Origin of the sequence: Kitasatospora sp. MAP12-44, assembly GCF_029892095.1 — a bacterium.
GTDB lineage: Bacteria > Actinomycetota > Actinomycetes > Streptomycetales > Streptomycetaceae > Kitasatospora.
In genome coordinates, this window is record NZ_JARZAE010000004.1 from 3,402,400 (window position 1) to 3,419,896 (window position 17,497).

The window sequence follows — 17,497 nt, forward strand, 5'->3', positions numbered from 1 at the left end:
AGAGGAGTTCTATCAGGTCAACGCTGTCAGCCGAACGGGTGTCAGACCAGGCGGCTCAGACCAGGCGACGGGCGGTGGCCCAGCGGGTGAGCTCATGACGGTTGCTCAGCTGGAGCTTGCGCAGCACGGCCGAGACGTGGCTCTCCACCGTCTTGACCGAGATGAACAGCTGCTTGGCGATCTCCTTGTAGGCGTAGCCGCGGGCGATCAGCCGCAGCACCTCGCGCTCGCGCTGGGTGAGGCGGTCGAGATCCTCGTCGACCGGCGGGGTGTCGGTGGCGGCGAACGCGTCCAGCACGAAGCCGGCCAGCCGGGGCGAGAAGACCGCGTCGCCGTCGCCGATCCGGAAGATCGCGTTGACCAGGTCGGTGCCGGTGATGGTCTTGGTGACATAGCCGCGCGCACCACCGCGGATCACCCCGATCACGTCCTCGGCCGCGTCGGAGACCGAGAGCGCCAGGAACTTCACCCCGCCCGGCTCACCCATCACGGCGGCCGAGCGGCGCAGCACCTCCACCCCGCCGCCGCCGGGCAGGTGGACGTCGAGGAGCACCACGTCCGGCCGGGTCTCGGCGACCACCCGGACCGCCGACTCGACGTCGTCGGCCTCGCCCACCACGTCGATGCCGGTCGTCTCGGTCCGGCCGATCTCCGCGCGCACACCGGTGCGGAACATCCGGTGGTCGTCGACCAGCACGACCCGCGCCACGCGGCCGGCCGCGATCCCGTCGGTCGACACAGGCTCAGTCATCCGCTCTCTCCATCTCCAGCTCGACCTCGGTGCCGCCGTCGGGCGCCGGCCGCACCCGTGCGGTGCCCCCGTTGCGCTTCATCCGGCCGATGATCGACTCCCGTACGCCCATCCGGTCCTCCGGCACGGTGTCCGGGTCGAATCCGGGCCCGTGATCGCGTACGAACACCGACACCGTCCGCCCCTCCACCTCGGCGTAGACCTGCACCGGTCCACCGCCACCGTACTTGGCCGCGTTGACCATCGCCTCCCTCGCGGCCTGGATCTGGGCGGAGATCCGCTCGTCCATCGGGCAGTCGCCGACGCAGACCAGCTCGACCGGGACCCCGTGCCGGTCCTCCACCTCCGCCACCACCTCGCGGATCCGCTCGGCCAGGGTGTCGGGCGCGGCCTCGGCGGCGGCCTCCGGGCGGTAGAGCCAGAGCCGCAGCTCGCGCTCCTGGGCCCGGGCGAGGCGCAGCACCTCCTTGGAGTCCTCGGCGTTGCGCTGGATCAGGGTCAGCGTGTGCAGCACCGAGTCGTGCACATGCGCGGCGATCTCGGCCCGCTCCTGCGCGCGGATCCGGGCCGTCCGCTCGGTGCCCAGGTCCTGCCACATCCGCAGCGCGTACGGACCGGTCAGCACCAGCACGCCGGCCAGCACCGCGAGCGAAGCCTGCAGCACCGAGGCGAGCGTGGAGTCGGAGCCCTGCAGCACCAGGAAGCCGATGATGCCGACGGTGACCAGCAGCACGCCGGCGCCGACCCGGACGAAGGCGCTGCTGCGCTTGCTGCCCGGGTCCAGGCCGAACCAGCGCTGCCAGCGGGAGTCGTCGGCCTGCCGCCAGACCAGGGCCACGCCGACGCCGATCGCCAGCAGCGGCCAGGCGAACGGCTGCGAGGACTGGATGTGCAGCGCGTTCAGCAGGGCCATGATGCCGATCACCAGCATCAGCAGGGCGGCCAGCTGCCCGAGGTTCTGCCGGCTGGCGGCGCCCGCCGAGGACGCCGAGCCGTCGCCGGCCGGCGCGGGCGCCGGCTCGCCCTGGAAGGTGCGCTGCAGCAGGTCGCGCAGCCGCCCGATCCGGCCGCGGCGGCCCTTGAGCAGCGGCTCGGGGCTCACGCCGGAGGCGCCCGCCGGGACGAACGCGCCATTGACCCACACATAGGTGACACCCAGTCCGCTGCCACGCGCGGGCTCGCCGATGCCGATCGGCACCACGAACCAGAAGGCCGCGTACAGCAGCCCGCCGATGCCGTTGGCAAAGAAGAGCAGCACGAAGGCCACCCGCACCCAGGCCACCGGCAGCCCGAGGTGGACCGCGAGGCCGTGCGCGACACCGCCGAGCATCCGCCCCTGCGGGGTGCGGTAGAGCTTGCGGATCGGCGGCCGGACGGCCTCCGGGCTCGGCTCGGTGCCCGACGCCGACACGGTGTCGGAGGCCGGGGGCACTGCGGTCGGGTCGCTACCGGGGGCTGCCACGCCACCGATGGTCACACGGGTGCGCCCACGGGCGCATCAGGGTTGGGCCCTGATCCCCTCTCAGGGACATATCAGGGTAGGGACAGGGGCAGGACGGCTCCCGCCCGGCTCCGGCACCCCGCAGGATGGAGGCATGACGGACGACCAGAGCGAGGCGGAGGATCCGCAGCCCATCCAGCAGGGCCTGGAGGACGGGCGCCCGCCGCTGACCCGCAGCGAGGACCGCCGCGTGCTGGCCGGCGTCTGCGGTGGGCTCGGCCGCCACCTGGACATAGACCCGGTGATCTTCCGGGTGGTGGTCGCGGTGCTCTGCCTCAGCGGCGGGCTGGGGCTCTTCCTCTACGGCCTGGCCTGGCTGATCGTGCCGACCGAGGAGCCGGACGGCAAGCACGGCCGGACCGAGCTGCAGCGGGTGCTGACCGGGCGGGTGGACGGCCAGTCGATCGGCGCGGTGCTGCTCACGGTGATCGGCACCGGGGTGTTCTTCTCCTGGATGGGCAGCGGCGACTCGGTGTTCCCGCTGCTGCTGCTGGGCGCGATGATCTTCTTCGCGGTGCGCTACGACCCCGAGCGCCGCCGCCGGGCGGCCGGGCAGGTCCCGCCCCCGCCGCGCCCGGGCGGCCCGTACGACCGCCCGACCCGGCAGGACGGCGAGCCGGCACCCTCCGCCCTGGCGGACTGGAAGACCTGGCGGGCGGACTTCCACACCGAGTGGACGGCCCGCAGAAGCGAGTTCCAGGAGAGGGTCAGCCTGGCCAAGGAGGACCTCGCCCAGGCCGCCTCGCACTGGCAGGGCGAACGCCAGCCGGGCGGGCGTTCGACCACAGAGACCCCCCCGCAGGACACCCCGCCGCCCAGCCCGAGCGGCTACCTGTGGGACCCGCGGCACCCCGAGCGCAACCCGTACGAGAGCAGGGCCGAGACCAGGGCCGAAAGCCGCTACGAGAGCCCGTACGCCTCGCAGCCCTGGTGGCAGCGGCCCGACCTGCCGACGGGCGACCCGCTGCGCAAGTCGGCCACACCCGCCGCACCGCCGCCCCCCGCCGAGGTGTGCCGCCGGCGCTCGCGCTCCTTCCTCGCACCACTGGGTCTGCTGGTCTCGGCGGGCGCCGCCGCGGCCGTCTGGTCCGGCAGCGCACGGCACAGCACCTCGGTGCTGCTCTCCACCACGCTGGCCACCGCGCTGCTCGGCCTGGGCCTGACCCTGCTGCTCGGCGCGAAGTTCGGCCGGGCCCGGGTGCTGGCGATCCCGGCGCTGCTGATCACCCTGCTGCTGAGCGCCCTCGGCACCGCCGGGGCCTCGATCAACTCCGCGGCCGGCCATCGCAGCTGGGCCCCGGCGAGCGCGTCCGCCGTGCTGCCCAGCTACTCGCTGGGGCTCGGAGACCTCTCGCTCGACCTCTCGGCGGTCAACCCGGCCGGTGGCACCGTCACCACCTCGGCCAAGCTCGGCGCGGGCGACGTGCATGTGACGCTGCCGCCCGACGTCGACGTGATGCTCACGGTGCGCAGTGCGGCCGGTGACGTGACGCTGCCGGACCGCACGCTGGGCGGCGGCCTCGGCACCGACCGGACGGTGCAGCTGGCTCCCGCGCAGGGTCAGCAGTCCAAGGGAACCATCGACCTCGACATCGAGGTCGGCCTCGGCGACGTACAGGTGGTGCAGGGATGAAGCGGCATCGGCTCGACCTCTTCTCGTTCCTCGCGGGCGGGCTCTTCACCGTGCTCGGCACGCTCTATCTGGTGGCCTCGCTGAACAACTTCGCGGTGGACGGCCGGATCATCGTGCCGGTCACCTTCATCGTGCTGGGCGGCGCGGGTCTCGCGGGCGCGGTGGCCGCGATGGCCCGGCGCGGCCGCAGCGACTAGCGGGCGGCAGCAGGTCGCGGGCGGCAGATCTCGAGCGTCACAGCCTCAGGACTGCTGCACGGCGCCGAGGTCGAGGCGGTCGCCGTCCTTGGTGACGGTGTACTTCGGCAGCGGCTTGACGGCCGGTCCGTTCAGCACCGCGCCGGTCGCGGCGTCGAAGCGCGAGCCGTGGCACGGGCAGGAGAGCTGGCCGTTCTTGGGCGGGTCGACCGTGCACCCGGCGTGGGTGCAGACCGAGGAGAGGCCGCAGTACTGCCCGGTGGTCGGCTGCACGATGTAGACGGCGTCGCCGCTGGACGGGTCCTTCACGGTGGCCGAGCCGCCGACCGGTACGTCCGCGACGGCCACCGAGACCTTGCTGCCGCCGGCCCCGGTGGGGGCGGAGCCGGCCGCCGCGGCCTTCGGCTTCCTGCGGATGTAGGTGGCGGTCAGCGAGCCGGCCAGCAACCCCGCCCCACCGAGCGCCACCGCCGCGATGCCGCCGTCCAGCACCGTGCGGCGGCGCACCTCCTTCTCGGTCAGCCCGCGCTGGCGGTCCCGTTCGGCCCGCCGGGCCAGGTAGCCGTCGACCGAGAGATACGGCGTCCCGGCCAGCAGGAGCGCCGTCCAGGCCAGCAGATAGGGCAGATCGTTGCCGAGGTAGTAGGGCGAGACGTTCCAGCTGATGGTGAGGAAGAGCGTCAGGCTGAGCGCGGCCCCGCCGGCCGCGGCCACCCGGCCCAGCAGCCCGAAGAGCGTGCCGAGTCCGACCGCCAGCTCGCCGAAGGCGATCAGCAGCCCGAAGAAGGTCGGCGCGTGCAGCGCCGGCTCCAGCGCCCAGCCGATCGGGCTGGCCGCCTTGGCCGCCAGGGTCTGCGCGTAGAACGACTGCGGATCGCTCGAACCGGCCAGGTAGTGGGTGTTGGCGAGCTTGTCCAGGCCCGCGTAGACGAAGGTGACCCCCAGGAAGAGACGCAGCGGCAGCAGCGCATAGCGCCGCCCGAACGCCTGGAGAGCAGCCGATCGGGCCGCCCGTCCGCCGTTCCCCGAGCCGTCGGCGCCCGGCGCGGAGGCGGCACCCCCGGCCTCGACCGTGTCCGTGGTCCCCTCCATCATGTCGCCACCTTCCCGTACGGCCCGCCAGTTCCAGACGGGGACTGTCCGCATTCTGCCCGTTCTCACGTGCTTTCGGCGGTATCCGATCACTCCGCGTCAGATCTGACCGCAGATCGACCGCAGATCGACCGCGAACGGCCGCACCGCCACCCGCGGATACGCGGATGGCGGTGCGGCCGTTCAATCAGCGGGGGTGCAGCCTGCGGGCTACTCCCACTCGATGGTGCCCGGGGGCTTGCTGGTGACGTCCAGCACCACCCGGTTCACATCGGGGACCTCGTTGGTGATCCGGGTCGAGATCTTCGCCAGCACCTCGTAGGGGACCCGCGACCAGTCGGCGGTCATGGCGTCCTCGGAGGAGACCGGGCGCAGCACGATCGGGTGGCCGTAGGTGCGGCCGTCGCCCTGCACGCCCACCGAGCGGACGTCGGCGAGCAGCACCACCGGGCACTGCCAGATGTCGCGGTCCAGGCCGGCCGCGGTCAGCTCGGCGCGAGCGATCGCGTCGGCCTCGCGGAGCAGGTCCAGGCGCGCCTTGGTGACGTCGCCGACGATCCGGATGCCGAGGCCCGGGCCGGGGAACGGCTGGCGCCAGACGATCTCGCCGGGCAGGCCGAGCTCAAGGCCGACCATCCGGACCTCGTCCTTGAAGAGCCGGCGCAGCGGCTCGACGAGCTTGAACTGCATGTCGTCGGGGAGCCCGCCGACGTTGTGGTGCGACTTGATGTTGGCGGTGCCGGCGCCGCCGCCGGACTCCACCACATCCGGGTAGAGGGTGCCCTGGACCAGGAACTCCACCGGCTCGCCGGTCGCGCCGGCCTCCTCGACCACCTCGCGGGCGGCGTGCTCGAAGACCCGGATGAACTCCCGGCCGATGATCTTGCGCTTCTCCTCGGGGTCGCTGACCCCGGCCAGCGCGTCCAGGAAGCGCTGCTGCGCGTCGACCACCTTGAGCTTGACGCCGGTGGCGGCCACGAAGTCCTTCTCGACCTGCTCGGCCTCGCCCTTGCGGAGCAGGCCGTGGTCGACGAAGACGCAGGTCAGCTGGTCGCCAACGGCCTTCTGGACGAGAGCGGCGGCCACCGCGGAGTCCACACCGCCGGACAGCCCGCAGATCACGCGCTTGGTGCCGACCTGGGCGCGGATGGCCTCGATCGACTCCTCGGCCACGTTGGCGGCGGTCCAGGACGGGGCCAGGCCCGCGCCGCGGTACAGGAAGTGCTCGAGCACCTGCTGGCCGTGCGTGCTGTGCATGACCTCGGGGTGGTACTGGACGCCGTAGAGCTTGCGCTCGTCGTCCTCGAAGGCGGCGACGGGCACGCCGTCGGTGCTCGCGGTGACGGTGAAGCCCTCGGGAGCGGCGGAGCAGGCGTCGCCGTGCGACATCCACACCGACTGCTCGACCGGGGTGCCCTCGAAGAGCGAGGAGCCGGGCTGCGTCACGGTCATCGGGGTGCGGCCGTACTCACGGCTGCCGTTGTTGTCGACGGTGCCGCCGAGGGCCGTCGCCATCAGCTGGAAGCCGTAGCACATGCCGAAGACGGGGATGCCGGACTCGAAGATCTCCCGCTCGATCGAGGGCGCGCCCTCGGCGTAGACGGAGGACGGGCCTCCGGAGAGGATGATCGCCTTCGGGTTCTTGGCGAGGATCTCCGCCACCGGCATGGTGTGCGGGACGACCTCGCTGTAGACCCGTGCCTCACGCACCCGGCGGGCGATGAGCTGGGCGTACTGGGCGCCGAAGTCGACCACCAGGACGGTGTCGACCGACGGTACGGACTGGTCGGGGGTAGCAGAGGACACGGACGGCCTTCCGGCAGCGGTGTGGGGGTGTCACGTCGAGTCTACCGGGGGTACGTACTTGCCGGTTTCACCCGCTTGCCGGGCGGCCCGCCCGTGTCCGGCGACGGAGCGGACTCGTTGCACCCAGCGACCGTACGACCGCGCCGCACCACCCAGGTACGACGCACCGGCCCGGCGCCTGGGCAGTCGACACGTACGGCTCGGCAGGACCACGCGTGGAAGTTTCCAGTCCACTCGCGCGCGTGGCGCTCCGTCCCCGGTCCGACCGGGTGTTCGGCGCGCCTTGGGACCGCGCGCGGGTGAGGTGGACCGGCGGCAGGGGACAGCGGCCGGCCCATGACTGCACCAGGAGGTGCGGCGGCAGGTTCCGGGGACGCCCGGGGCCGCCGTCGCACCACCCGGCGCATCCCTCCCGGGCGCTACACAGCGTGACACTGCGTGTCAGTCCGGGCGAGTCCTCGCCACCGAGTGCTGACAAGCTGTCAGGAGCGGGCCCGGCGAGAAATGGACTGTGCCGAACTCGGCCGAATCGGTTGCAGAGCACGTCCTCTGTCCACCACGATGCTGTGCAGGGGGTTCACCGGGGGGCTTCGGCAGACCGGCGGGCCGTCCGAATCAATGCCGTCGCCCACCGACAGTGGTAACGATTATCACCTCACGCTTAGTGAGCAGCCGGTGGACAGAGCACGCTCGGGTACCGCCCGACGCGCGCGATCGCGTCCCGCAGAGCCAACCGAATAGACGGCGCTCTTCCCCCGGCGCCGTCGTCCCAGCACCGGCGCAGCCCTGACGCCGCGTGCTGAGCGACAAAGGGCCCCGTTCCCCCGCGGGGCCCTTTGCCTTACCCGGCGGCCGGCGGCCGGCCGCTTCGTCGTAGCAGCAGGGGCAGCCGGCGGCGGCTCGCGGGGCGGTCCTGCCCGCCGGGCGCCCCCGGCTCGTCGCCCGCGTCGGCGCCGGGCAGCGTGAGTTCGGCCAGCGCGCCGCCGTCGGGGTGGTTGCTCAACCGCAGGTCGATCCCGATCGCCTCGGCATGGCCCTGAGCGATGGTCAGCCCGAGCCCGTGACCGTGCCCGCGTTCGCGCGCGCCGGTGCGAAAGCGCTGCGGACCGTCCCGCAGGACGTCCTCGGGGTAGCCGGGACCGTGGTCGCGGATGGTCAGCACGCGCCCGTCCACCACCACCTCGACCGGGGCGGCGCCGTGCCGCAGCGCGTTGGTGACGAGGTTGGAGAGCACCCGGTCAAGACGGCGCACATCGGTGCTGACCAACGCCTGCCCCTCGATCCGCAGCTCGACCGGCGCACCGGCCGAGGTGGCCGAGCCGGCCAGGCTCCGGGTGACCACCGCCGCGAGCGGGACGGCGGACAGCTCGGCGGACTCGGCCCGGGCGTCCAGCCGCGAGACCTCCAGCAGGTCCTCGGTCAGGCTGCAGAGCACCCGCACCCGGCCCTGCACCAGTTCGGTGGGCCGCCCCGGCGGCAGCAGTTCGGCCGCCGTCAGCAGCCCGGTCAGCGGGGTGCGCAGCTCGTGCGCCACGTCGGCGGTGAAGCGCTGCTCGTTGGCCAGCTTGCTGCGCAGCACGGTCGACATCGAGTCGACGGCCGCCGCGAGCTCCGCCACCTCGTCACGGGCGCCGCCCAGCGCTCCGATCCGGGCGTCCAGGTCGCCCTGGGCGATGGTCCGGGCGGTGCGGGCCGCGGTGCGCAGCCGTTTGCTGATCCGGTCGGCGGCCAGCACGCCCGCGAGCACCGTGACGGCGACCGAGAGCGAGGCGGAGAGCAGGATCGACTGGTCCAGGTCGGCGATGGCCTTCTCGTCGTCGGCGAAGTCCACCCGGACCGAGAAGATCCGGGTGCCGGTGCCGGCCGCCGCCCACATCGCGGTGCCGTCCGGGCTGGGGCCGAGCATCGAGGCCTGGTGCCCCTGTTTCGCGAGCCGGCGCAGCGCCGGGGGCAGGTCCGGGTCGTCGATCTTCGAGTCCCACCCCATCAGCGTGCCGGTCTGGCTGTAGCCGTTCAGCACCTGGGAGAGCGCGGCCAGCGCGGACCTGCGGGCCTGCTCGACGTGCTGGCGGACCGAGGCCTGATGGACCAGCAGGCCGACCGCGAGGGCCAGCAGTACGGAGACCGCGGCGACCGTGGCGGCGATCTGGCGGCGCAGGTTCATCGGGCCCGCCGGAGTTTGTAGCCGAAGCCGCGGACTGTCTCGATCCGGTCCGCCCCGATCTTGGCGCGCAGCCGCTGCACATGGACGTCCACCACCCGGCTGTCGGCGCCCCAGGAGTAGTCCCAGACCCGCTCCAGCAGGGTCTGACGCTCCAGCAGGACGCCCGGGGCCGCGGTGAACTCCAGCAGCAGCCGCAGCTCGGTCGGCGTCAGCGGGATCCGGCGCCCGTCGACGCTGACCTCCAGCGCGTCGGTGTCCACCGCCAGGCCGTCGATCACCCGGACCGAGCGCTGCTCCGGCTGCGCGCTCGCCGGCTGCGACTGCGCTGGCGGCTGTGACTGCGGCTGCGGCGGCTGCGCGGCCGCGGTCACAGCCGGACCGGTGCGGCGCAGCACGGTGCGGATCCGGGCCACCAGCACCGCCGTCTCGAAGGGCTTGACCACGTAGTCGTCCGCGCCCGCCTCCAGGCCGGAGATCACGTCGATCGGCTCGGTGCGCGCGGACATCATCAGGATCGGCAGCTGGCTCTCCTCGCGGATCCGCCGGCAAAGCCCGACGCCGTCGAGCAGCGGCAGCATCACATCGAGCAGCAGCAGGTCCGGCGGCTCCGCGCGGAACCGCTCCAGCCCCTCCAGGCCGTCGGCGGCGGTGTCGACCGGGAAGCCGTAGCGCTCCAGCGCCATCCGGGTCGCCTCGCGGATCACCTCGTCGTCCTCGACCAGCAGGATCCGCGGCGCGCCGGGCGCGGGGGTGCTCATCAGCGCTTCGCCGTGGGAGTGGTGGGGGGCACGAGCGGCACCGCGATCTGCGATCCGGGTGGCGGCGTGGACTGGGTCGCGGGTGCGGGCCCAGGCGCCGCGGACCGTGTTGCGGGCGCCACCCCGGAAGGCCCGGACTTCTCCGGCACCACGGCAGGCGTGGGACGGTCCCCCGACGACGACGTGGGGGTGGGCACCGGCGCCTTGGCCGGCGTGCAGAGCGGCGCGCCCAGCACCTGCTGGTCCTTGAACAGCAGTCGTGCCCCGTCCCACTGGTAGGTGCTGATGATCTCGGTAGCCTGCGTCGGCTCATGCACGACCAGGTCCGTGCCGACGGTGTCCGCGGTGAAACCGAGCTGCAGGGTGAGGTCGAGGACCGGCAGGACCTGGCGGTTGTTCAGGGCGTAGACGTGCAGGTACGCGCGGCTCGGGGTGACCAGCGCGGCGAGCAGTTCGGAGCGCCCGTCCCCGGTGAGGTCGCGGTACTGGGCGGGGCGGATCGTGCAGCCGTCGCAGCCGGCCAGCGCCGACCGCTCGTCCGCGCTCAGCCCGGGGTCCTTCTGCAGGACGGTGCTGAGCGGCAGATCCTCGATCCGGTCGCTGGTCGCGGTGATCCCGGTGAGCGGCACCGGCGCGCTCGGGCTGCTCGGCGCGGCCGGCGAGGGCGGTGCGGAGGTCGCGTCGGCCGCCCAGAGCAGCTGCGGGGTGGGCCGCTCGGTGACGGCGGGGGTGAGTCCGGCGTCGTGCAGCTGCCCGCCGTCGGCGCAGCCCGTCGCGGCTATGGCGAGCAGAAGCAGCAGCATCACGCCGCTGAGCCGGTTCCTCACGCGAATGGCGCCTTTCCGGAGGTGGGGGCGGTGTGCGGGACCCCAGTCTGCAATACGCCCGGAACTACGAACCGATCAGGTCCGCCAGGACGATGATGTTGTCGCTGTAGTGGCCGTCGCTCTCCAGCGTTCCGCCGCAAGTGATCAGCCGCAGCTGGGCGTTGGTGGTGTTGCCGTACACCAGCTGGGTGGGGAACTCGTTCTTCGGCTTCTGGTCGAGTCCGCGCACCCGGTAGGAGACGGTGCTGCCGTCCTGCCGGCGGATGTCGATCCGGTCGCCCGGCCGCAGGTCGACCAGGCGGCTGAAGACGGCCGGTCCCTTACGGGTGTTGATGTGGCCGAGCAGCACGGCCGGGCCGAGCTGGCCCGGAGCCGGGCCGCCGCTGTACCAGTCGACCTGCGCGGGTTGGTCCAGCGGCGGGGTCTGCACGGTCCCGTCGCTGTTGAGGCCGCCTGCGGCGACCGGTGCGTCCACCCCGATCGAGGCGATGGTCAGCCGGACCGGTGGGGAGGGCGGGCCGGGGGCGGCCGCCGGGGCGGTGGACGGTACGTCAGCGGCGGCGTCGGGAACCGACTGGGTGGACGGCACCGCGGCCGCCGAGCTGATCCGGACCGGCGGCGGCGCGGGGTCGTGGTCCAGCACCAGCCCGCCGAGCAGCAGCGCGATCAAGCCGGCCGTCGCGGCCGGCGCCCACCGGGGACGCCGGCCACGACCGGCCCGACTACGCCTGTGCGCCGGCACGGCGACGCACGACGGCGAAGCCGATGGCCGCCACGCCCACGGCGCCCAGCGTCCCGCCGGCCACCCAGGTGCCGGTGGAGCGGCCGCTGTCCGCCTCACCGGTCTGCGCGCCGCCCTTGGGGACGGTCGTCACCTGCTGGGTGCCCGACGCGGCCGAGGGCGTGGGAGCGGGGCCGGCGGTGTTCTTGACGGCCGGGACGTTCGAGCCGCCCACGCTCGGCGTGGGGGTCGACATCACGCCACCCGGCGCGGCGGTGGGCGTGGCGGCGGGCGCGACGGCACTGGGCGCGGAGGCGGCGGGCGTCGGGCTCGGGCCGTCCGCGAAGGCCGCGGCGCCGGACCCGAACAGCACGGTCGCGACACCGCAGGAGACCAGCGCGAGACGCACGGAACGCCGGACGTTCAAAGCACCTGACATGAGGAGTCCTCCGAGAGCTCGTCTCCCCCGGCCGGACTGGCCGGGGGTTGACGCTGGCTACGCTAGGAATCGCTCCTCACGGTCGACCGCCGGGCGTGTAACACCCGGCGGCCGACTCTGTAACAACCGTGACGGCGCCCGCTGTTACGGACGCTTCGGCACCTCGGGCACCGCCAGCAGCGGCAGCCGCAGCGCCCCGAACGCCCCGGCCGGCACAGCGGCCCGCACCGGCTCGACCGGCGCCACCCGGCGGTACGGCTCGCCCTGCGCCGGACGCTGGTCCGCCCCGCCCTTGTTGGGCCACATCGACATCGCCCGCTCGGCCTGCGCGGTGATCGTCAGCGAGGGGTTGACGCCCAGGTTGGCCGAGATCGCCGAGCCGTCCACCACGCTGATCCCCGGGTGGCCGTAGAGCCGGTGGTACGGGTCGACGACGCCGTCCTGCGGGCTGTCCGCGATCGGGCAGCCGCCGATGAAGTGCGCGGTCATCGGGATGTCGAAGAGGTCCCCGACGGTGCCGCCGGCGAAGCCGTTGATCTCCGCCGCCAGCGCCTTGGCGCCCTCCTCGGCGGCCGGGATCCAGGTCGGGTTGGGCGCGCCATGCCCCTGGCCGGACGTCAACTTGCCCTTGCCGAGCCCCTTCTGCTTCAACGAGACGGTGATGGAGTTGTCCACCGACTGCATCACCAGGCCGATGATGGTCCGCTCCGACCACTTGCGGTTGCTCAACGACCGGGCGAACACCACGGGGTGCTTGACGGCGGTGCTCCCGGCCCGCAGCCAGCGCGGTCCGCGCCCGGCGCCGGGCACCTGGATGATCGAGAGGAACCCCATCGCGTTGGAGCCCTTGCCGTAGCGCACCGGCTCGATGTGGGTGTTCTCGTCCGGGTGGATGGACGAGGTGATCGCCACCCCCTTGGTGAAGTCCACCGGACGCCCGTAGCGCCGGTCGGTGGTCTGCGCGCCCACCAGGGCCTCGGAGTTGGTCCGGGTCAGCTCGCCGAGCCGGGCCGAGATCCGGGGCAGCCGGCCCTGCGCGCGCATCCGGTGCAGCAGCGTCTGGGTGCCGTACGTCCCGGCCGCGACCACCACCCTGGCGGCGGTCAGGGTCCGCGCGCCGGCCCGCTCGGCGTCGCGCGAGCGGGCGTTGGTGCGCCGCACGTCGACGGCGAATCCTTCACCGTGTTCGCGCAGCCGGGCCACCGTGGTGAGCGGGTGGATCTCGGCGCCGTTGGCCTCCGCCAGGTAGAGGTAGTTCTCGGTGAGCATGTTCTTCGCGCCGCGACGGCAGCCCGTCATGCACTCGCCGCACTCCACGCAGGCCTTGCGGCTGGGTCCGGCGCCGCCGAAGTACGGGTCCTCGACCTCCGCCCCCGGCGCGGCCTTCGCCGTGCCGTCGGCGTCCTTGCCGTCGCCGAAGAAGACGCCGACCGGCGCGAGGTGGAAGGTGTCGCCGACGCCCATCCGCTCGGCGGCGGCCTTGAGGTGGACGTCCGAGGGCGTGGTCGTGGGGTTGGTGCGCACCCCCAGCATCCGCTGCGCCTGGTCGTAGAAGGGGCCCAACTCCTCCTGCCAGTCGGTGATGTGCTGCCACTGGCGGTCCTCGAAGAAGGCCTTCGGCGGCACATACAGGGTGTTGGCGTAGTTGAGCGAGCCGCCGCCCACGCCGGCCCCGCCGAGCACCAGCACATTGGCCAGCAGGTGGATCCGCTGGATGCCGTAGAGCCCGAGGGCCGGTGCCCACAGGTAGTTCTTCACATCCCAGGAGTTGGCGGGCAGTTCGTCCCGGGCGAAGCGGCGGCCGGCCTCCAGGACGGCGACCTTGTAGCCCTTCTCGGTCAGCCGCAGCGCCGCGACCGAGCCGCCGAAGCCCGAGCCGATCACGATCACGTCGTAGTCGTAGTCGTAGTCGAGGCCGAGGTCGGGGTCGACCCTCCCGTCGTCCGTCACTGTCTTCAACTCCCTCTCGTCGGAGCTCATTTGATGCCGATGGCCTTCATGATCCGGAGCCCTGTGGTGAGCAGCGCGGCAAACCGCTCGTCGTTCAGGCCGTGCGAGGGGGCGATCGGGGCCAGCCGCTGGGTGGCGATGGTCTGCGCCTCGGTGTAGCGCAGGATGCCGTCGGATCCGTGCCGCCGGCCGAGGCCGGAGTCGCCCATGCCGCCCATCGGCGAGGCCACCGAGCCGTAGGCGGCCGCATAGCCCTCGTTGACGTTGACGGTGCCGGTGCGCAGCCTCGCCGCGATCGCCCGGCCGCGCCGCGCGTCCTTCGTCCACACGCTCGAATTCAGGCCGTACGACGAGGAGTTGGCGAGGGCGACGGCCTCCTCCTCGGTGTCGAAGCGATAGACCGAGACGACCGGACCGAAGGTCTCCTCGACACAGACCGGCATCTGGTCGGTGACCCCGTCCAGGATGGTGGGCTCATAGAAGAGCGGGCCGAGATCGGGCCGGGCCCGGCCGCCGGCCAGCACCGTGGCGCCGGCCTTGACCGCCTCCTCGACATGCCGGCTGACCACCTCCAACTGCCGCTCGGAGACCAGCGATCCCATGTCGGCGCCGTATGCGAGGCCGCCGCCGAGCCGCATCGCGCTGGTCCGCTCGGCGAACGCCGCCAGGAACCGGTCCGCCACCGAGCGGTGCACGAAGAGCCGCTCGATCGAGACGCAGAGCTGGCCGGCGGAGGAGAAGCAGGCCCGCAGCGCGCCCTCCGCGGCCCGGTCCAGGTCGGCGTCGGCCAGCACCAGCATCGGGTTCTTGCCGCCCAGTTCGAGCGAGGCGCCGACCAGTCGGGCGGCCGCCCGCTGGGCCACCTCGCGACCGGTGCGGGTGGAGCCGGTGAACGAGACGTAGTCCGCCTGCTCGACCACGGCCGGGCCGACCACCGGTCCGTCGCCGATCACGATCTGCCACAGCTCGGCCGGCAGCCCGGCCTCGATCAGCAGCTCGCGGGCCCAGAGCGCGGTCAGCGCGGTCTGCGTGTCGGGCTTGGTGACCAGCCCGTTGCCCGCGACCAGGGCCGGCAGCGCGTCGCCGACCGAGAGCTCCAGCGGGTAGTTCCAGGGCGAGATCTGCCCGACCACGCCCTTGGGCCGACGCGCCTCGACGGTGTGCGTCAGGACCGGCATCGCCCCGCCGCGGCGGCGGTCGCGCAGGTAGCCCGGCGCCCGGCGCCCGTAGTAGCGGGCCGCCATGGCGACGGACATGATCTCGTCGAAGGCGTGCAGTCGGGACTTGCCGGTCTCCGCCTGGATCAGGTCGAGCCCCTCGTCCTGCCGCCTGAGCAGCAGGTCGTGGAAGCGCAGCAGGACGGCGGCCCGGCGGCGCACCGGCGGCGCGGCCCAGGCCTGCTGCGCGCGCCGGGCCAGCCCGTAGGCAGCCTGGACGTCCGCCGGCGTCGACTGCGGCAGGGTGGCGAGCCGCTCACCGGTCAGCGGCGCGGTGGTCTCCACCGGGTCGCCCTCGCCGCCCGCGGTGACCCCGCGGGCCAGCCGGGCGACCAGGGACTGCGGGACCGCCGAGGCGACCGTACGGCCGGCGCCCGGTGCCACGGGGTTGCGGCGTGTGCCGCGGCTCTCTGCCGAAATGTCCGTCATGGGCGCAGCCTAGGCCCTGGAGCGGCAGTTAGATACCCGTCGGTAACAGGAAACCTAGTGGGTGACCGTGAAGTTGTTAAGCAGGGCGATGAAGCGTGCCTCGGTCAGCGTGGCGTCCGAGGCCGGACCGGAGGACAGCATCGCGTACGCGGTGCCGTCGGAGTCCTGGAACTCCTCCCAGAAGACCTTGCGCGGACCGGGGTTGGGGCAGCTCGAGGTGCAGGTGAAGGTCCACACCCACCGGGCCGCCTGGTGGCCGTGCACCTGCGTCGCCCCCAGGCTCTCCTGGTGGTAGTCCTTCAGCTTGCTGTCGACCGCCGCCAGACTCTGCACGTGGGCCAGCGGCGACTCCAACTGGCCGACCGACACCGCGAACTGGATCAGGTGCCGCTGCAGGTCCGGGGTGTAGAAGATGTTGTTGTCCTTCGCCGTCCGGACCCAGCTGCCGCCGTCCGTCGGCAGCAGGAAGCGGAAGCCCTGATCGTCCTGCTGCCAGGTGTAGCCGGCCGGCGGCGAATCCAGCGGCGCGGGCGAGCCGGTGGCGTCCTCGGTGGGCGTCACGGACGGCGAGGGGCCGGGGGCGATGGCGACCGGGGTGGTGTGCAGCTGGTGGGTGACCACATACGCCGCCGTCCCGGCCAGCAGCGCCGCGACCAGGCCGGCCAGCGCCACCTTGAGGACGGTACGCCCGCGCCTGGGGGCCGCGGCGGGACGGACCTCGGTGGGCAGCGTCGAGCCGGCGTCGGCCTGCACCGCCGTCGCCACCGACTCAGGGGTCGGCGCCGCGTCCGGCTCGACCTGGTTGCGATCCACCACCGGCACCGACTGGGTCGGGGTCCGATGGGGCGTCCCGCGCGGGGCCAGCTTGATGCCGACGGTGTGCCCGGCGGTCACCTCGGCCAGCATCCGCAGCGCCTCGTCGGCGCTGGGCCGGTCCGCCACCTCGCGGGCCATCAGCGCCGCCAGCACCGGCCCGAGCGCACCGGCCCGGCGCGGCTCGGGCAGCGGCTCGGAGACCACCGCGGCCAGCGTGCTCAGCGGCGAGTCCCGGCGGAACGGCGACTGCCCCTCCACCGCCGCGTACAGCGTGGCGCCCAGGCCCCACAGGTCCGAGCTCGGCCCCGGACGCTCGCCCTGGGCCCGCTCGGGCGCCAGGTAGTCGGGCGAACCGACCAGGTCACCGGGCCGGGTCAGCTCACCGGAGCCCTCGAACTTGGCGATGCCGAAGTCCAGCAGCACGGCGCGCCCGGTGCCGTGCTCCAGCAGCACGTTGGCCGGCTTCACGTCCCGGTGCAGCACCCCGAGCTGGTGGCCGCGGTGCAGCGCCGCCAGCACCTGGACGCCCACCTCGGCCGCCTCGCGCGGGGAGAGCGTGCCGTCCTGGGTGATCACATCGGCGAGCGAGCGGCCGTCGATCAGCTCCATCACGATCCACGGGCGGCCGTCCTGCTCCAGCACGTCGTGGATGGTGATCACGCCCGGGTGCTTGATCCGGGCCGCGGCCCGGGCCTCCTGCTTCATCCGGGACTGCAGGATCGCCAGGTCCTCCTCGGGGAGGTGGTTGACCGTGAGCTCCTTGACCGCCACCTCGCGGTCCAGCATCCGGTCCTTGGCCCGCCAGACGGTCCCCATGCCGCCGCGCCCGAGCCGCGCCCCCAGCTCGTAGCGGCCGGCCAGCAACCGCTCGGCGGCCTGCGGGGGCTGCGGCCACTGAGCAGCGGCTCTGTCCGCGGACGCGGGCGCGGCGGCCGGCTCCGGGGCCTGATCCTGGTCCTGCTCCTGCTCGGCGGTCCGGCCCTGCGCCTCGGACACGTTCTGCGCCTCGGACACGTTCTCCGGCCCGATCTGGTCCTGTCCACTCATGGCGACCGCTCCCCCTCTTCGGTGCACCACGCGACTGATCACCGTTCGAACAATGTCTTCCCCACAGATTAGGCGCCCTGTTCGGCCATCGATATCGCGACCCGGTCACGTGACCCCCCTGTGACCGTTACCACAGCCGGCACTCAGTC

14 protein-coding genes are annotated in these 17,497 nt (G+C 73.1%); 2 read left to right on the plus strand and 12 right to left on the minus strand.

Annotated elements, in window-relative coordinates; all coding sequences use genetic code 11:
• Positions 1-55 precede the first annotated feature (55 nt).
• A complete protein-coding gene (locus tag P3T34_RS15780) occupies positions 56-751 on the minus strand; it encodes a response regulator transcription factor (protein ID WP_280666672.1) in 696 nt (231 codons plus the stop codon).
• Positions 744-2,162, minus strand: a complete 1,419-nt coding sequence (locus P3T34_RS15785) for an ATP-binding protein (protein ID WP_280672135.1) — start codon at positions 2,160-2,162, stop codon at positions 744-746. The genes P3T34_RS15780 and P3T34_RS15785 overlap by 8 nt, the downstream gene beginning before the upstream one ends.
• Positions 2,163-2,346: 184 nt before the next feature.
• Between P3T34_RS15785 and P3T34_RS15790 the strand changes: the two genes are divergently transcribed.
• Together P3T34_RS15790 and P3T34_RS15795 are read left to right on the plus strand one after the other, a co-directional pair.
• Entirely contained in the window at positions 2,347-3,885 is a 1,539-nt protein-coding gene (locus tag P3T34_RS15790) for a PspC domain-containing protein (RefSeq protein WP_280666673.1), read from the plus strand.
• Complete coding sequence (locus P3T34_RS15795; RefSeq protein WP_280666674.1) at positions 3,882-4,082, plus strand: hypothetical protein; 201 nt, start codon at positions 3,882-3,884, stop codon at positions 4,080-4,082. Before P3T34_RS15790 ends, P3T34_RS15795 begins: the two co-directional genes overlap by 4 nt.
• 45 nt (positions 4,083-4,127) lie before the next feature.
• Here P3T34_RS15795 and P3T34_RS15800 read toward each other — a convergent pair whose 3' ends face one another.
• The 10 genes from P3T34_RS15800 to P3T34_RS15845 all read right to left on the minus strand — a co-directional run bounded on the left by P3T34_RS15800 (position 4,128) and on the right by P3T34_RS15845 (position 17,348).
• A complete protein-coding gene (locus tag P3T34_RS15800; protein ID WP_280666675.1) occupies positions 4,128-5,177 on the minus strand; it encodes a Rieske (2Fe-2S) protein in 1,050 nt (349 codons plus the stop codon).
• Positions 5,178-5,384: 207 nt separating this feature from the next.
• A complete protein-coding gene (gene guaA / locus P3T34_RS15805) occupies positions 5,385-6,980 on the minus strand; it encodes a glutamine-hydrolyzing GMP synthase (protein ID WP_280666676.1) in 1,596 nt (531 codons plus the stop codon).
• Positions 6,981-7,821: 841 nt separating this feature from the next.
• Positions 7,822-9,144 (minus strand): HAMP domain-containing sensor histidine kinase, encoded by a 1,323-nt coding sequence (locus P3T34_RS15810; RefSeq protein WP_280666677.1) that lies wholly within the window; start codon positions 9,142-9,144, stop codon positions 7,822-7,824.
• Entirely contained in the window at positions 9,141-9,902 is a 762-nt protein-coding gene (gene cseB / locus P3T34_RS15815; RefSeq protein ID WP_280666678.1) for a two-component system response regulator CseB, read from the minus strand. Before cseB ends, P3T34_RS15810 begins: the two co-directional genes overlap by 4 nt.
• Complete coding sequence (locus tag P3T34_RS15820; RefSeq protein ID WP_280666679.1) at positions 9,902-10,729, minus strand: hypothetical protein; 828 nt, start codon at positions 10,727-10,729, stop codon at positions 9,902-9,904. The genes cseB and P3T34_RS15820 overlap by 1 nt, the downstream gene beginning before the upstream one ends.
• 64 nt (positions 10,730-10,793) lie before the next feature.
• Positions 10,794-11,399 (minus strand): class F sortase, encoded by a 606-nt coding sequence (locus P3T34_RS15825; protein WP_280666680.1) that lies wholly within the window; start codon positions 11,397-11,399, stop codon positions 10,794-10,796.
• Between the two features lie 52 nt (positions 11,400-11,451).
• The gene (locus P3T34_RS15830; RefSeq protein ID WP_280666681.1) at positions 11,452-11,889 is read right to left on the minus strand and encodes a sortase-dependent protein; all 438 of its coding nucleotides are present in this window, start codon (positions 11,887-11,889) and stop codon (positions 11,452-11,454) included.
• Between the two features lie 144 nt (positions 11,890-12,033).
• Complete coding sequence (locus tag P3T34_RS15835) at positions 12,034-13,869, minus strand: GMC family oxidoreductase (RefSeq protein ID WP_280666682.1); 1,836 nt, start codon at positions 13,867-13,869, stop codon at positions 12,034-12,036.
• Positions 13,866-15,485, minus strand: coding sequence for a succinic semialdehyde dehydrogenase (locus P3T34_RS15840; RefSeq protein WP_280666683.1), 1,620 nt, complete (start codon positions 15,483-15,485; stop codon positions 13,866-13,868). The genes P3T34_RS15835 and P3T34_RS15840 overlap by 4 nt, the downstream gene beginning before the upstream one ends.
• Positions 15,486-15,539: 54 nt before the next feature.
• Positions 15,540-17,348, minus strand: coding sequence for a serine/threonine-protein kinase (locus P3T34_RS15845; protein ID WP_280666684.1), 1,809 nt, complete (start codon positions 17,346-17,348; stop codon positions 15,540-15,542).
• Between the last annotated feature and the right edge of the window lie 149 nt (positions 17,349-17,497).

What these genes read in the sequence shown, in the direction of transcription:
- P3T34_RS15780 (WP_280666672.1), bottom strand. Translation starts at nt 751, where the DNA reads ATGACTGAGCCTGTGTCGACCGACGGGATCGCGGCCGGCCGCGTGGCG.
- P3T34_RS15790 (WP_280666673.1), top strand. Translation starts at nt 2,347, where the DNA reads ATGACGGACGACCAGAGCGAGGCGGAGGATCCGCAGCCCATCCAGCAG.
- P3T34_RS15795 (WP_280666674.1), top strand. Translation starts at nt 3,882, where the DNA reads ATGAAGCGGCATCGGCTCGACCTCTTCTCGTTCCTCGCGGGCGGGCTC.
- P3T34_RS15800 (WP_280666675.1), bottom strand. Translation starts at nt 5,177, where the DNA reads ATGATGGAGGGGACCACGGACACGGTCGAGGCCGGGGGTGCCGCCTCC.
- P3T34_RS15810 (WP_280666677.1), bottom strand. Translation starts at nt 9,144, where the DNA reads ATGAACCTGCGCCGCCAGATCGCCGCCACGGTCGCCGCGGTCTCCGTA.
- cseB (WP_280666678.1), bottom strand. Translation starts at nt 9,902, where the DNA reads ATGAGCACCCCCGCGCCCGGCGCGCCGCGGATCCTGCTGGTCGAGGAC.
- P3T34_RS15830 (WP_280666681.1), bottom strand. Translation starts at nt 11,889, where the DNA reads ATGTCAGGTGCTTTGAACGTCCGGCGTTCCGTGCGTCTCGCGCTGGTC.
- P3T34_RS15835 (WP_280666682.1), bottom strand. Translation starts at nt 13,869, where the DNA reads ATGAGCTCCGACGAGAGGGAGTTGAAGACAGTGACGGACGACGGGAGG.
- P3T34_RS15840 (WP_280666683.1), bottom strand. Translation starts at nt 15,485, where the DNA reads ATGACGGACATTTCGGCAGAGAGCCGCGGCACACGCCGCAACCCCGTG.
- P3T34_RS15845 (WP_280666684.1), bottom strand. Translation starts at nt 17,348, where the DNA reads ATGAGTGGACAGGACCAGATCGGGCCGGAGAACGTGTCCGAGGCGCAG.